Annotated in this window: 16 protein-coding genes; 8 read left to right on the plus strand and 8 right to left on the minus strand. The window is 70.9% G+C overall.

The features are described 5' to 3' along the window. Positions 1–37 precede the first annotated feature (37 nt). Positions 38–694, minus strand: coding sequence for a TetR/AcrR family transcriptional regulator (locus F9C12_RS08355; protein WP_409465437.1), 657 nt, complete (start codon positions 692–694; stop codon positions 38–40). Between the two features lie 80 nt (positions 695–774). Here F9C12_RS08355 and F9C12_RS08360 point away from each other — a divergent pair, with 80 nt between their 5' ends. Then, positions 775–1,668, plus strand: a complete 894-nt coding sequence (locus tag F9C12_RS08360; protein WP_409465438.1) for an NAD(P)H-binding protein — start codon at positions 775–777, stop codon at positions 1,666–1,668. A 506-nt stretch (positions 1,669–2,174) separates the two neighbouring features. Here the strand turns inward: F9C12_RS08360 and F9C12_RS08365 are convergent. Beyond that, positions 2,175–2,912, minus strand: a complete 738-nt coding sequence (locus F9C12_RS08365; RefSeq protein ID WP_409181413.1) for a TetR family transcriptional regulator — start codon at positions 2,910–2,912, stop codon at positions 2,175–2,177. Between the two features lie 87 nt (positions 2,913–2,999). Between F9C12_RS08365 and F9C12_RS08370 the strand changes: the two genes are divergently transcribed. Then, positions 3,000–3,455 (plus strand): hypothetical protein, encoded by a 456-nt coding sequence (locus tag F9C12_RS08370; protein ID WP_409181414.1) that lies wholly within the window; start codon positions 3,000–3,002, stop codon positions 3,453–3,455. A 635-nt stretch (positions 3,456–4,090) separates the two neighbouring features. Here the strand turns inward: F9C12_RS08370 and F9C12_RS08375 are convergent. From F9C12_RS08375 to F9C12_RS08385, 3 genes are read right to left on the minus strand one after another with little or no spacing between them, the layout of a single operon-like run. Next, positions 4,091–4,459, minus strand: coding sequence for a hypothetical protein (locus tag F9C12_RS08375; RefSeq protein WP_409181415.1), 369 nt, complete (start codon positions 4,457–4,459; stop codon positions 4,091–4,093). Between the two features lie 52 nt (positions 4,460–4,511). Continuing rightward, the gene (locus F9C12_RS08380) at positions 4,512–5,426 is read right to left on the minus strand and encodes a hypothetical protein (protein WP_409181416.1); all 915 of its coding nucleotides are present in this window, start codon (positions 5,424–5,426) and stop codon (positions 4,512–4,514) included. Positions 5,427–5,476: 50 nt separating this feature from the next. Beyond that, the gene (locus F9C12_RS08385; RefSeq protein WP_409465439.1) at positions 5,477–6,343 is read right to left on the minus strand and encodes an EamA family transporter; all 867 of its coding nucleotides are present in this window, start codon (positions 6,341–6,343) and stop codon (positions 5,477–5,479) included. A 69-nt stretch (positions 6,344–6,412) separates the two neighbouring features. On the opposite strand from F9C12_RS08385, the gene F9C12_RS08390 reads away from it, so the two are divergent. The 3 genes from F9C12_RS08390 (at position 6,413) to F9C12_RS08400 (ending at position 9,152) form a co-directional block, all read left to right on the plus strand. Then, entirely contained in the window at positions 6,413–7,300 is an 888-nt protein-coding gene (locus F9C12_RS08390; RefSeq protein ID WP_409181418.1) for a LysR family transcriptional regulator, read from the plus strand. Positions 7,301–7,561: 261 nt separating this feature from the next. Continuing rightward, the gene (locus F9C12_RS08395) at positions 7,562–8,029 is read left to right on the plus strand and encodes an HNH endonuclease (RefSeq protein ID WP_182891972.1); all 468 of its coding nucleotides are present in this window, start codon (positions 7,562–7,564) and stop codon (positions 8,027–8,029) included. Positions 8,030–8,051: 22 nt separating this feature from the next. After that, entirely contained in the window at positions 8,052–9,152 is a 1,101-nt protein-coding gene (locus F9C12_RS08400) for a PucR family transcriptional regulator (RefSeq protein WP_409465440.1), read from the plus strand. Positions 9,153–9,517: 365 nt separating this feature from the next. Here F9C12_RS08400 and F9C12_RS08405 read toward each other — a convergent pair whose 3' ends face one another. The 3 genes from F9C12_RS08405 to F9C12_RS08415 form a co-directional block, all read right to left on the minus strand. Next, positions 9,518–10,471 (minus strand): alpha/beta hydrolase, encoded by a 954-nt coding sequence (locus F9C12_RS08405; RefSeq protein ID WP_409465441.1) that lies wholly within the window; start codon positions 10,469–10,471, stop codon positions 9,518–9,520. Positions 10,472–10,589: 118 nt separating this feature from the next. Next, on the minus strand, positions 10,590–10,733 hold the full coding sequence (locus F9C12_RS08410; protein WP_409181421.1) for a hypothetical protein: 144 nt from the start codon (positions 10,731–10,733) through the stop codon (positions 10,590–10,592). Beyond that, positions 10,730–11,008, minus strand: a complete 279-nt coding sequence (locus tag F9C12_RS08415; RefSeq protein WP_409465442.1) for a hypothetical protein — start codon at positions 11,006–11,008, stop codon at positions 10,730–10,732. The genes F9C12_RS08410 and F9C12_RS08415 overlap by 4 nt, the downstream gene beginning before the upstream one ends. A gap of 67 nt (positions 11,009–11,075) precedes the next feature. Here F9C12_RS08415 and F9C12_RS08420 point away from each other — a divergent pair, with 67 nt between their 5' ends. From F9C12_RS08420 to F9C12_RS08430, 3 genes are all read left to right on the plus strand, one after another. Further along, positions 11,076–11,711 (plus strand): TetR/AcrR family transcriptional regulator, encoded by a 636-nt coding sequence (locus F9C12_RS08420; protein WP_409465443.1) that lies wholly within the window; start codon positions 11,076–11,078, stop codon positions 11,709–11,711. A gap of 63 nt (positions 11,712–11,774) precedes the next feature. Continuing rightward, positions 11,775–12,215, plus strand: coding sequence for a Fur family transcriptional regulator (locus F9C12_RS08425; RefSeq protein ID WP_409181424.1), 441 nt, complete (start codon positions 11,775–11,777; stop codon positions 12,213–12,215). Beyond that, a complete protein-coding gene (locus F9C12_RS08430) occupies positions 12,212–13,738 on the plus strand; it encodes a catalase (protein WP_409181425.1) in 1,527 nt (508 codons plus the stop codon). Before F9C12_RS08425 ends, F9C12_RS08430 begins: the two co-directional genes overlap by 4 nt. Positions 13,739–13,740 lie beyond the last annotated feature (2 nt).

Genomic DNA, 13,740 nt, shown 5'->3' on the forward strand with positions numbered 1-13,740 from the left:
CGGTGAGATCGCCTTCCCGCTGGTTCTTCGCCGCGGATCACGTCGACGCCGACGATTTTCCTGCCCGCTGCCCCAGCGCCGCCGAAACGATCCGCCGGATCGGTTCCAGCTCGACGTTTTCCACCGTCGCCTCGGCCCCGGGCATTTCCTCGATCGCCGGCTCCGCCTTCAGCAGCACCCGGAACACCCGCGGCAGCACCGTCCGCCCGACGAGATCCTCGGCGAGCGCCGCCGCCTCTGTAGTGTCCATTTTGTACAGCGCAGCCAGATACCCGGCGAGCCGCGCGTACATCACGTCGAACATCGCGTCGTAATACGCCTTCGCGCTGTCCGGCAACCGCTCCGCAGCCGAAATGCAGAGCCGGCACGTCCGCGCCTGCGGTTCCCACGTCAGCAGCTGCTGGAACCGCCCGCAAAACAGCGCGACCGCCTCGATCGGCTCGCCCGCGTACGCGTCCGGCGTCCTCAGCTTGCCGAGATACAGCTCGCGGACCAGGTCAAGCACCGCGAGGAACAGCTTGTCCTTGCTCTCGAAGTGCGCGTACAGCGACCGCTTGGACGTCCCCGCACTGGCCGCGACGGCGTCCATCGACGCGCGCTCGAACCCGGTCTCGAGGAACACGTTCTTCGCCGCCAGCAGGATGTGCTTGCGCAACTCCGCACCCCGCAGCTGCGAACCGCCTTCACGCGCCATCCTTGCCTCCGCCAAAAGTAAACGGTACGGTGGAGTTTACTTCCTCCTCCACCTCTTCGACAGTCTCCAGGAGAGCCCGCATGATCGTCGTCACCGCCCCCACCGGAAACATCGGCAGCCGAGTGCTCGCCGAGGTCGCCGACGGTTCCCGCCCTGTCCGCGCGATCGTCCGCGATCCCGCGAAGATCCCCGCTGACCTGCGCGAACGCGTCGAGATCCACCCCGGTTCGCACCGCGACCCCGAAGTACTCGCCCGAGCCTTCGCCGACGCGGACACCGTCTTCTGGCTCGTCCCGCCCGACCCGCGAGCCGCGAGCGCCGACGAGGCCTACTCCGGGTTCGCCCGGCCCGCCGTCGAAGCCATCCGAACGCACGGCGTGCGCCGAGTGGTGTCGGTCAGCGCACTGGGCCGCGGCACCGCCTCCGCCGAACGAGCCGGACACGTCACCGCGACGCTGGCGATGGACGACCTCATCGCCGACACCGGAGTCGCCTTCCGCGCACTCGCGAATCCGACCTTTATGGACAATCTGCTGCGCCAAACCGGTGCGCTCAAAGAACAAGGCACGTTCTACGACGTCCTGCCGCCCGACTACGCCGCCCCGCTCGTCTGCACGCGAGACATCGCCGCCGTCGCGTCCCGGCTCCTGCTCGATCCTTTGTGGACCGGACGAGAGGACGTCCCGGTGCTCGGCCCGGAGGACCTGTCACCGGACGAGCAGGCGTCCATCATCAGCGACGTGCTAGGGATTTCCGTTAAGTACCAGCAGATCCCGGTCTCCGCGCTGGGCGCACAGGTTCTCGCCCGCGGATATTCGGAGGCGATGGCACAGTCCATGATGGACATGGCGACCGCGAAGCTGAACCATCTGGACGAGGGTGTCGTCCGCACTCCGCAGCACGCCAAGGAAACTCCGACGACCTTCCGGCAGTGGTGCGAAGAGGCCCTGAAGCCCGCGGTGGACAAGGCCTGATCCGGTTGGAGCGCCGATGCCTGCCGCTTCGGCGCTCCCCCGCCCACCAGCGCCCTCGCCGCCGACACCAGCGCACGGCACCCAATCCCGGCACCATCTCGCCCTCTCGCCAGGCCGCTCACCACACTCCCGCTGACGACCGCGCACCGCACCGTCTCGTCCTCTTGCCAGGCGCGCTCCCGCCAACACCCGCTCACGACACCAACCCTGGCACCATCTCGCCCTATCACCAGGCCGCCCACCACACTCCCGCCGACGGCCACGCACCGCCCCAGCTCCAACGCCCGGCGTCGCTGCGAACCCGCCTCGCCGGAGCAGCCCAGCACAGTCCCGCTCGCACACCGCACCCGTTCACCGGCCCGGACCGCCACCTCCGGCCCCCGCACAACCAGCAACTTTCCCGCCCGCGCACGACGCCCACTCCCAGAATCCGGTCACCACCCCGGACCGCCCCGAGCAGCCCAGCGCCACCACACCTCGAAAGCCTCAGTGGCACTCAGTGCACTTCACGGGGATTCGGCCTCGCGCAGCGCGGCGCCGATCCGGGTCACCACCTCGTGCAGCGGCGTCGCGGTGCTGAGCACCGCCACCACCGTCCCGGGCTCCGGCTCGCTCGAAGGCTTCGCGCCGGACGTGCGGAATGCGTCCGCGACCAGGGCGAACGCCTCCCTCGCCGCGGCTTCGATGTCGTCCCGTCCGCCGCTGCGGAGCCAGCGTCGCAGGACGTGGTTGTTGGCGGCCGCGATCGCCGCCGCCGCTACTGCCGCTCGGAGAGTCGCGGCCTCGTCGCCCGCGGCGGCGAAGCGGTCCTGGAGGTAGCGGGCGAGGACGCGCTGGTAGCGGTCGACCGTCGCGACTTCCTTGTCCCGCAAGGAAGGCACCGTGCGGGTGAGGGTGAACCGCTTGAGCGAGACGTCCAGTTCCGCGGCATAGGACTCCAGCACGAGCGACACCGCCGCGGTCGCCACCTCGATCGGGTCGCGCGCCGGGTCGGCGGTCTCGAAGACCTGCTCCATCTCGGCGACGATCTCGTCGTGGTTGGCGAAGAGGACGTCGTCCTTGCTGTCGAAGTACCGGAAAAACGTCCGCCTTCCGACGCCCGCCGCCGCGGCGATGTCGTCGATGGTCGTGGCCTCGTACCCGTTGGCGGCGAAGAGATCCACGGCCGCCGTCGCCAGCGCGCGACGCAACTGCCGCCGCCCGGCCGGCGTCGCCCCGACCCGGGTGCGCGGCGTCTCGGTCATGCCCGAACGGTAGCAGCCCGGGTTGCTAGTGGCACTGAGTGCCGTTAGCATGGTCGGGCACCCCCATGCGAGCGGAAGGCGTCGACGATGACTCTCGACCAGCAACTGCGGCCCGACCACCACACCGGCCCAGACCCGGCGGACGCGTATTACGGCGGGGTGTTCGGCTGGTCCGTCCGACGGCAAGGCGCGCGCCTGTTTCTGGCCTTGGAAAACGGCCTGTGCGCGGTAACCCTGCCGAAACTCACCTCGGGCCCGGTCCGGCACCACCTGTCCGCGCTGGGCTGCGAAGGCCCGTCCCTGATCCTCCCGACCCAACACGGCCCGCGCCTGGCAATCCTCGCCGAAACCGACGGCGAACTCCTCCTGCGCGGCAGCCTGCCCGCAGACGTCACCGTCCTGGACAGCGGCGCACTCCTCCCGCTGCCGACCGGACAGCAAGCCCCCGGAACGGGCCCGGAATGGCTGACCGCACCGGACCCGAGGCACCGCTGGCTGCCGAGCGTGAGCGCCGTACTTGCCGGAGTGCGCCAACGCCCCTGACACTCCGCCCTCGCATTGGGGGTCCGTTTGCCTGAGAGCCGCTCCTCCCGGGCTGTTTTCCTTACCCGCCACCGACTCCGCGACGAGCGCACCGCAGTTCGGAGTCCGTGAAAGGTTCCCCTCACAACCCGCCGACGTCATGAGGGGCCCCTTCACGGACCCTCGCCCACAGCCGCCGTGCACCCCAAGTGGCGTTGGTGCACGGCAAACACCCATCTGGCATCCGGCGAGTCGCACGCACTCCAGGCCGCGTCGGGCCGCTAGCCCTCCACCGTGAACCGCACCCAGCTCACCACGGCCCGTCCCCTCGCCCACCAGCCCGCGCTGACCCGACGCACTCACCCCGCGCGTCCACCCACCGCACCGCGCCACCCAACCATCGAGGCCCACCCCGGACCGCACCGCACCATCAATCCACCCACCCCACCGCAGCCACTGCACCCAACGAGCGAGGCACCCACACCCCTCCCCCACCCCCGATACACAGCCAAAAACACGGCGCTGGGGTGCTTGTCAAGGCATCTTTCCCGCCTTGACAAGCACCCCAGCGCCGTAGTCACACTAAAAAATCGGGGGCCCCACGCACCCATAAACCCGGCAATGTCGCCCGCCAGGGCGACGAGCCGAGCCGAGACTCAAACACAAACCCCACCCAACGAAGCCGAAGCCTCGACCACCATCCCGTCCACCTCGGCGACCAACCGCTCAATCTCCCCCCACCACCGCGCGTCCCGCCCGGGATCCGGAATCAACGAAGTCCCCACCAGCAACAACAACGTGTCGACTTCATAAGCCCGATCCGCCAACCGCAACAACGGCACCGGATCCCCGCCGACCTCCCCCGCCGCGAACCGGCAAGCCGCGTGCCCCAGCTCCCGGCACACCGTCCGCAGCCGTTCCCGCACCTCGTCGGCCCGCGGATCCGCCCGCGGACCGCCGGTCCGGATGTTCCACGCCACCGAAAGCAGGCAGCGCCCGGCATCGTCCATCGCCGTGTTCGTCACCGGGCGAGTCTGGAAGCACCCTCCCCGCCGCGGGCGACCCGACACGCACGGCTCACCGCATCGAGTGAAGCAACCGCACTGTCGCGTCGAGCGGCAGCCGGTCGTCCGCGGCGCGCGCGAGGAAATCCTTGATCCGCTGCCCGTCCGGGGTCAGCGTCTCGACGTCGTTGACCTCCGCGCTCGCCGCCTCCAACGTGCCCAGCCCGGCGCTGTGATGCGCGTCGCGGACCGCGTTCCGCAGCACCGCCAGCTCTGCCGCCGACGGACCCCGCTTCTCCGCCCGCAACCGCTCGACGATCCGCCGCACCTGCGGCGAATGCGCGGCCAGCGCCTGCCTTCCGGCGAACGACGCGACCATCCGCGGCGTCGTGCGCGTCTCGGCCGGCGGCGGTGGCACCTCCACGGCCTCGCCGACCACCCGCAAACTCTCCAAAGCCGCCGCACGCCGACGTTCGCTCTCGCGCACGCGCGCGAGCGGATCCTTCCGCCGGGACGCCGCGATCGAACGAGCCTCGGCCCGGGCCCGCTCCCCGGCGTCGCTCAGCCGCGAGCGCCGTTGGTACGTGCCCTCGTCGGCCATTTGCTTGCGCCGGTTGGCCAGCCAGGCTTCGAAAGTCTGCCCGCGCCGCGGCGGCTCGCGCACCTCGGACAGGTCCGCGGCGGTCTCGTCGGCGAACCAGGCCTTCATCCGCGAGCGCAGGAAGTCCCCCGGTTTCTCGCCGGACCGCCGCGGCCGCTGGCGCGTCCCGTCCGGCAGCGCGCTCATCGCGATCAGCAGCGCGTCCGGGCAGTATCCGCGGGAGTACCAGAATTCCAGCTGCCGCTCGACGTCGTCGCGTTCCTCCCGGGTCAGCCGCTCGGACACCCAGCCCATGCGGCGGACCAGCACGCCCGTCGCCTGGGCGCGTTCGCGCGCGTCGGCGGGCACGACTGTGGAAGGCCACTCCTGATCCGCGATCCGCACCATGCCGCACCTCCTCAACCAGCGCCGCCTACGTTAGCCCGCCCCACCGACAATTACGCGGCCCGCCGCAGCACGGCCACCGTGTTCGCCGCCACGATCACCCCGATCGCCGCCCACGCGACAGCGTCCAGCCGCTGGTCGAGCACCACGAGCCCGACCAGCGCGGCCATCACCGGGTTGACGCTCATGAACGCACCGAAGAACTGCGCCGGCACCCGGCGCAACGCGATCAGATCGACGAGGAACGGCAGCGCCGACGACAGCACTCCGGCGGTGAGCGCCGCCGCGAGCGCACCGGTCGTCGGCGGGTGGTTCAGCATCGCGACCAACCCGATCGGCACGTACAGCAGCCCGGACACCCCGGCCGCGGCGGCCGAACCCGCGGCCCCGGGCAGACGACGGCCGACGGTCCGGTTCAACAGGATGTAGCAGGCCCAGCACGACGCGGCGACCAGCGCGAGCCCGATCCCGAGGTAGTCGGTGCTCGGCTGCGGCCGCATCAGCGCGCCGACCGCGATCGCCGCGGCGATCGCGCACGCCAGGTCCGTCCGGCGGCGCGAACCGGCCAGCGCGATCGCCAGCGGGCCGAGGAACTCGAGCGTCACGGCCAGGCCGAGGCCGATCCGGTCGACGGCGGTGTAGAGCGACAGGTTCATCGTCGCGAACACGGCGGCCAGGCCGAGCACCGGCCGCCACTGCCGCGCGGTGAACGTCCGCAACCGCGGGCGGCCGACCGCCAGCAGCACCACCGCGGCCACCCACTGGCGGACCGCCACCACGCCCGGCGGGCCGAGCACCGGGAACGCGAGCGCCGCGATCGCCGCGCCGACCTGGTTGGACAGCGCGCTCCCGAGCAGCATCGCGGCCCCGGTCGCCCGGGCGTGGTCGCGCGCGGAAGGAGCCAGTTCCGTAGTCGCCATGCGGTCGAGCATGCGTCCGGCCGATCCATGCGCAAAATGCATTGACCGCATCAGCGATACGCTGGACGCATGGATCTGGAGCTGCGTCAGCTGCGTTGCCTCGTGACGATCGTGGACGCCGGCACGTTCACCGACGCCGCGCTCGAACTCGGCGTCTCGCAAGCGGCGGTGTCCCGGAATCTGGCGTCGCTGGAACGGTTTCTCGGCGTGCGACTGCTGCACCGCACCAGCCGGAGCCTCGAGCCGACGACCGCCGGCGTCCAGGTGCTCGCCCGCGCCCGGCATCTGCTCGCCGAGGCCGACGATCTCGTCCGCGAAGCGACCACCGGGCACACGCGGCTGCGCATCGGCCACGCGTGGTCGGCGATGGGCAGGCACACCGCGGAATTCCAGCGCCGCTGGGCCTCCCGGTACCCGGAGGTCGAACTGCTGCTGGTGCGCGCCAACACCGCGACCGCCGGGCTGGCGGAAGGACTGGCCGACCTCGCGGTGGTCCGGCATCAGGTGCCGTCCGGGAAGTTCGCGCACGCGACGGTCGGCCACGAGGACCGCTACTGCGCCATGGCGGTCGACGACCCGCTCGCGCGGCGCCGCACCGTCACGCTCGCCGATCTCGCGTCGCGGCTGCTGGTAGTCGATCCGCGCACTGGCACCACTTCCGCCGAGCTGTGGCCGCCGGAATCGCGGCCGCGGATCGAGGTCACACATGACGTCGACGACTGGCTCGCCGCCATCACCACGGGCCGCTGCGTCGGCGTCACGCCGCATTCGACGGTGACGCAGTATCGCCGTGACGGCATTGTGTACCGCCGGGTCCGCGACGCTCCGCCGGTGCCGGTGCAGCTCGCCTGGCGCGCCCACGATCCGCATCCGGCCACGCACGCCGCGGTGGCCTTGCTGGGCGAGCTGTACCGCGCTTCGCCGAAACGGGAAACCGCTTCCGCGCGTCCTCGATAGTCCACTGTGGATCTTGAACCCGGGGACGATCATTTTCCGTTGACGCCGCGGCGCGGGACGGCAATGATGAACTCGTCCAGCCACGAAAGGAACCCCGGAATGCCGCGTCGCGACGAATGCATGCACCTGATGGGCATTTCCGGCTCCGCGCCATGACGTGGCCTGCCACGCCGTGAGCGAGGAGCCGCCCGCCGGAACCCCGGCCGGGCGGCTTTTGCGTTCCCGGCCCGTAACGACTGTGGAAAGGAGGTGCCCGTCGCCATGGGAGTCCTGGTTCTCAACGCCGGCTACGAGCCCCTGCACACCGTCTCGCTCCCCCATGCCATCCGGATGCTGGTCCGCCAGGTCGCGGTCGTCCACGAAAGCGACGGGCCGGACCTCGGCGTCTTCCCGCGGCCGAAGGTGGTGCGGCTGCTGCGCTACGTCGTGATGAAATGGCGTTATTCCGGGCCGCCGCGCTGGTCCCGTTCCGGCGTGCTGCGGCGCGACCGGCACACGTGCGCCTACTGCGGCCGCCGGGCCACCACGGTCGACCACATCACGCCGGTTTCTCGTGGCGGCGCGCGCACGAGCTGGCTCAACACCGTCGCCGCCTGCGGCGGGTCGGCGCGCAGCTGCAACGCGCGCAAGGCCGACCGCACGCCCGCGGAAGCCGGGCTGACGCTGCGCTTCCCGCCGCGCGTGCCGCGCTGGGAGGAGCTGCATCCGCTGGCCGGACTGTCCACTTGAGACTCGCGCTAGGCTGGAACCCGTGAAGGGCTTGCTGCTGCGGTTGTCGGCGGTCGATTCCGGCGCGGAAACGGCGGTGCGCGTCATCGCGTATTTCGACGAGCTGATCGCCCGCCGGGCGACGCTGCCGGATCTGCTGCGCGCCACGGCGTTTCTCGCCGAATGCGTCGCCGGGATTCGCTGTGTCGACGGAACCGTGCTCCGGTACCGGCCGACCGGCGAACCCGGCGGCGACGGCCCGGAACCGTCCGGCGCGGTCGTCGTGGACCTCGACGGCGCCGGGCGGGTCTGGCTGGAACGCACGGGCGAGCCGGGCCCGCTCGACGTCCTGGTGCTCGAACGGCTCGCGATCGCCGCGAAGGTGCTCAATCCGGTCGAACCGCCGCCCGCCGCACCGCATCTCGCCGACCCGGCGCTGGTCGAACTGGTGCTCGGCGAGCAGGCCGCGGACGAGGACCGGGCGCGGGCGCTGAGCCTGCTCGGCCTGGACACCACGCGCCCGCTGCGAGTGGTGGCGGTCGCTTCGGGAGCGGGCCGGGACGCCGGGGCGGACGCGGTCGCGCTCGTCGCCCGCGGCAAACCGCTCGGCGCGCGGGTGGCGGTGGTCGGCGGGGTGGCCGCGGTGGTGCTGCAGCCGCGCGAGGGGCCGGATTCGGTCGTGCCGACACTGTCCGAGACGTTGGCGTTGCGGGCCAAGGACCGCACGCTCCCGGACACCGTCCGGGTAGGCGTCGGCGACGCGGTCGACGGCCTGGAAGCCCGGCGCTCGTGGCTGCAAGCCCGCCTGGCACAACGATTCGCGGCGACGTCGCGGCCGTTGGTCGTGCACGAGAACCTCGGCGCGGTGACGCTGCTGGCGGAGATCCCCGCGGAACAGCTGCGCGCACAGCCGGACGTGGTGGCGTTGAACGCGCTCGGGAAAGCCGATCGGGAGACGCTGGAAGCCTTCTGCCGTACGGGTTCCCTGCGCCAGGCAGCGGTGGCGCTGCACCGGCACCACAGCTCGGTGGCGGCGCGGCTGGCGCAGGTGGAGGACGCGCTGGGCTGGTCGCTGGACGACCCGGCGGGCCGCTTCCGGGCACGGCTGGCGCTGGTGGCGCGGAGGTTGGCGGAATCCGGTTGAGGGGTGCGGGGGTCCCCCCGGTTTCTACTCTACCGGCCTCCACGGACAATTCCGGCGTCTTTGGCTGAGCTGTCCACAGCGAGGTCGGGTTGTGGAAGCGAGCCCGAGTTGTGGAAGCAGGCCCCAGTTCCGGAAGCAAGCCCCAATTGCGGAAACGAGCGCGGGTTGGGGAAGCGCGCCCGAGTTGCGCAAACAAGCCCCAGTCGCGGAAGCGCGCTTGAGCAGCACAAGCAGCCCCACTCGCGGAAACGAGCCCAACGGGCGCGCTGGAATCGGCCTGGAGGCAGGCGATTCCAGCCGCACCCTGCCGAAGCACAGCAACCAGAACCCCCGCCAGCCCGCCTCACCCCCCCAGAACCCCCGCCTCAGCCCGCCTCAACCCCGAGAACCCGGGCAAGCACCGCCCGTCGTTCCGCGGCTTCCCGGCGGCTCACCGTCGCGTGCCGGATCACCCCGGAGCCGTGGAAAGTCCCTGGGAACAAATGCAGTTCCGTAGGCACCCCAGCCGCCAAAAGGCTCTGCGCATAGGCGATTCCCTCGTCCCGCAGCGGGTCGAACTCCGCCACCGACACGTACGCGGGCGGCAATCCCGAGAGATCGGCGGCCCGAGCGGGTGCCGCGTACACCGGGACGTCCGGACCGCCGCGTTTGCCCGGTCCGCCCAAGTAGTAGTCCCAGCTCGCCTCGGCCGCCCGCAGATGCCACATCGGCGTGTCCGCGAACCGGCGCATGCTTCCGCTCTCGAGGCGGTCGTCCAGTTCCGGCACGGCGAGGAACTGGAACGCGATCGACGGGCCGCCCCGGTCGCGGGCCAGCAACGCCAGCGCCGCGGCCAGGCCGCCGCCCGCGCTCACGCCGTAGAGCACCACTTTTTCCGGATCTACGCCCAGTTCGCCGGCGTGCTTGACCGACCATTCGAGCGCCGCGTAGCAGTCCTCCAGCCCGGCCGGGTACGGATTCTCCGGCGCGAGCCGGTACTCGACCGACACGATCACCACGCCGAGGTCCCTCGCCAGTTCCACGTTGGCCGCGTGGTCGACTTGCAAATCGCCGAGCGCGAAACCGCCGCCGTGGATGTCGAACACCAGCGCCTTCGTGGCGACGCGATCGGGGGTGTAGATCCGGATCGGGACGTCCGGCGCGCCCTCGGGGCCGGGCACGGACTCGTCGCGCGCGGTCACGCCGGTTTCGTCGACGTCGCCTTGCATCGAGGCGATCAGCTCCGCCATGCCCGCCCGCGAAGCGGCGATATCGAGAAAGTCGACCTCGGGCAGCATCGGGATCGCGGCGGCGATTTCGGGATCGAACGGATAACTCATCGACAGCCTCCGTCTTCCAGGGGAAGACTCCATCGTGCCGAAATTCCGGTGCCGGCAGGCACCGCCACGTGTCGCGTACCGCGCGGGGTTGTCCCGCCGACTGGCGCGGCGGAAACCCTCAGCGCCCCACCTTCTTCCAGATCACCACGATCCCGACGACCGCCACCACTACCGCCCCCAGCACGATCAGCCCCTTCACCAGCAGGTCGTGCATCAGGTGTTGCAGCACCTCGTTCCCGTCGGCCAGCAGCACCGCGTTCACCGGCCGGACCGCTTCCGGCCCGGGTCCTCGTCCAGCCATCGCGCGGCCTGCCGCACGACCTCGCCGCCGACCCGGCCGCGCACTCCCCGCGCCCCGCGCCGGTCCATCGCCCTCGCCGCGGATTTCGCCAGCACCGCCGCGCCTTCCCGGACGCGCTCCCCCTTGCCGCGCCGCCGCAGCGAAACGATCAGCGCGAACGCGCCCAGCCCGAGGACCACGACGATCCCGGCGATGATGCCGAACCGGATCAGCAGGATGTTCAGCACCGTCTCCACAGCGCACCCCTTTCTGTCACACCTGTGATACAACCCGTTTCTATCACGGCTGTGATATAAAAGTCCAGTGCCTAGAGTGGTGGACGGGGAAGAGCGGCGCGCGCACATCGCCGACGCGGTGCTGCGGCTGGCCGCGAAGGGCGGGCTGCACGCGGTCTCGCTGCGCGCGGTGGCCGCGGAATCGGGCCTGAACATCGGGTCGGTGCGGCATTACTTCGACAGCCAGCACGAGCTGATGCGGTTCGCGATGCGCACCACCATCGACCGCACGACCGCGCGGCTCGTCGAACGCCGCGAGAAGATCGGGTCGCTGTCGGAGCTGTCGCCGGACGAGGTCGTCGACCAGCTCGCCGAGTTCCTGTCCGAGCTGCTGCCGCTGGACGAGCGGCGGCGCACCGAGGTGACCGTGCTGATCGAATTCCTGATGGCCGCGCGCGCCGATCCGGGCCTGGACGACCTGGCCCGGGAAGCGGTCCAGGGCACCGTCACGCTGGCCCGGCGCATCCTCGACGCCCAGGTCCGCAGCGGCCGGTTCGAACCGAAAGACCCCGAGGTCGAAGCGCCCCGGCTGGCCGCGCTCCTGGACGGGATCGCGTTCCGCGCCGTGCTGCAGCCGGAACTCACCTCGCCGGAGGAATGCGTCGCCGTCCTTCGCGCGCATCTGGCCGAGTTCGTCCGGCCGGTGGGTGACACCCAGGTGTGAGGCTCGCGGAGACCGGGTAACCGGCGGAACTGGAGCGGTTCCAGATCCCCGGGGAGGACTCCGATGCCGGACTCGGCGGCGACGCTGCGGGCGGCCGGCCTGCGCGTCACCAAGCCGCGGCAAGCCGTGCTCGGCTGGCTCGGCGAGCATCCGCACGCGACGGTCGAGGCGATCGCGGCGGGCGTGCGCGAAAGCCTCGGCAGCGTTTCGATCCAGGCGGTCTACGACGTGCTCGCCGCGTGCGGCGAAGCGGGTCTCGTCCGCCGGATCGAGCTGTCCGGGCATCCGGCGCGGTTCGAACGGCGGACCGGCGACAACCACCACCACGTCGTGTGCCGGCGCTGCGGCCGGGCCGAGGACGTCGACTGCGTCCGCGGCGAGGCCCCCTGCCTCACGCCGCACGACCGGCACGGGTACGCCGTCGACGAGGCCGAGATCGTCTTCTGGGGCCTGTGCCCGGACTGCTCCGGCGTTTCCGACCACCACGAGGAGCTCGCGAGATGACCGAAGAACCGAAACCCCCGGCGACCACCACGGACTCCGGGATCCCGGCCGAGAGCGACGAGCATTCGCTCACCCTCGGCCCGGGCGGCCCGATCCTGCTGCAGGACCACTACCTGATCGAGCAGATGGCGCAGTTCAACCGCGAACGGGTGCCGGAACGGCAGCCGCACGCGAAGGGCAGCGGCGCGTTCGGGCACTTCGAGGTGACCGCCGACGTCAGCCGCTTCACCAAGGCGGCGGTGTTCCAGCCGGGCGCGAAAACCCCGATGGCGGCGCGGTTCTCGACCGTGGCCGGCGAGCGCGGCAGCCCGGACACCTGGCGCGACCCGCGCGGGTTCGCGCTGAAGTTCTACACCCCCGAGGGCAACTACGACCTCGTCGGCAACAACACCCCGGTGTTCTTCATCAAGGACCCGCTGAAGTTCCAGCACTTCATCCGGTCGCAGAAACGCCGCGCGGACAGCAATCTCCGCGACCACGACATGCAGTGGGACTTCTGGACGCTGTCCCCCGAATCGGCGCACCAGGTCACCTGGTTGATGGGCGACCGCGGCATCCCGCGCACGTGGCGGCACATGAACGGCTACAGCTCGCACACCTACATGTGGGTCAACGCCGCGGGCGAGAAGTTCTGGGTGAAGTACCACTTCAAGACCGACCAGGGCATCGAGTTCTTCACCCAGCACGAGGCCGACCAGATGGCCTCGGCCGACACCGACTACCACACCCGGGACCTGTTCGAGGCCATCGCGCGCGGCGACTACCCCAGCTGGACGCTGCACGTCCAGGTGATGCCGTTCGAGGACGCGAAGACCTACCGGTTCAACCCGTTCGACCTGACGAAGGTGTGGCCGCACGGCGACTACCCGCTGATCGAGGTCGGCAGGATGACGCTCGACCGCAACCCGACCGACCACCACACCGAGATCGAGCAGGCCGCGTTCGAGCCGAACAACCTGGTGCCCGGCATCGGCCCGAGCCCGGACCGGATGCTGCTGGGCCGGCTGTTCGCCTACGCCGACGCGCACCGGTACCGGATCGGCGCGAACTACAAGCAGCTGCCGGTGAACACGCCGGTCGCGCCGGTGCACAGCTACAGCAAGGACGGTTCGATGCGCTACGCCAAGGTCTCCGACCCGGTGTACGCGCCGAACTCCAAGGGCGGCCCGCGCGCCGACACCGAACGCTACGGCACGCCGGCCGGCTGGCACGCCGACGGCGAGATGGTCCGCTCGGCCTACGTCGACCACGCCGAGGACGACGACTGGGGCCAGGCCGGCACGCTCGTGCGCGAGGTGCTGGACGACGCCGCGCGCGAACGGCTGGTGGACAACATCGTCGGGCACCTGCTGAACGGGGTGTCCGAACCGGTGCTGAAGCGGGCGTTCGAGTACTGGCACAACGTGGACAAGGACCTCGGCGACCGCGTCGAGTCCGGCGTGCGCGCGAAGCAGGACGAGAAGGACCCGAAGGCGGCCGAGCAGGCCAACCCGGCCCGGGAAAGCATGCAGCGCAAGGCATAACC

It is taken from the genome of Amycolatopsis sp. GA6-003, from assembly GCF_046267895.1.
Lineage (GTDB): Bacteria > Actinomycetota > Actinomycetes > Mycobacteriales > Pseudonocardiaceae > Amycolatopsis.

Excerpts from the sequence above, each read along its gene's own strand:
- F9C12_RS08390 (WP_409181418.1), top strand. The coding sequence starts at position 6,413 with ATGGATCTGGAGCTGCGTCAGCTGCGTTGCCTCGTGACGATCGTGGAC.
- F9C12_RS08380 (WP_409181416.1), bottom strand. The coding sequence starts at position 5,426 with ATGGTGCGGATCGCGGATCAGGAGTGGCCTTCCACAGTCGTGCCCGCC.
- F9C12_RS08405 (WP_409465441.1), bottom strand. The coding sequence starts at position 10,471 with ATGAGTTATCCGTTCGATCCCGAAATCGCCGCCGCGATCCCGATGCTG.
- F9C12_RS08365 (WP_409181413.1), bottom strand. The coding sequence starts at position 2,912 with ATGACCGAGACGCCGCGCACCCGGGTCGGGGCGACGCCGGCCGGGCGG.
- F9C12_RS08385 (WP_409465439.1), bottom strand. The coding sequence starts at position 6,343 with ATGGCGACTACGGAACTGGCTCCTTCCGCGCGCGACCACGCCCGGGCG.
- F9C12_RS08430 (WP_409181425.1), top strand. The coding sequence starts at position 12,212 with ATGACCGAAGAACCGAAACCCCCGGCGACCACCACGGACTCCGGGATC.
- F9C12_RS08360 (WP_409465438.1), top strand. The coding sequence starts at position 775 with ATGATCGTCGTCACCGCCCCCACCGGAAACATCGGCAGCCGAGTGCTC.
- F9C12_RS08425 (WP_409181424.1), top strand. The coding sequence starts at position 11,775 with ATGCCGGACTCGGCGGCGACGCTGCGGGCGGCCGGCCTGCGCGTCACC.
- F9C12_RS08355 (WP_409465437.1), bottom strand. The coding sequence starts at position 694 with ATGGCGCGTGAAGGCGGTTCGCAGCTGCGGGGTGCGGAGTTGCGCAAG.
- F9C12_RS08370 (WP_409181414.1), top strand. The coding sequence starts at position 3,000 with ATGACTCTCGACCAGCAACTGCGGCCCGACCACCACACCGGCCCAGAC.
- F9C12_RS08395 (WP_182891972.1), top strand. The coding sequence starts at position 7,562 with ATGGGAGTCCTGGTTCTCAACGCCGGCTACGAGCCCCTGCACACCGTC.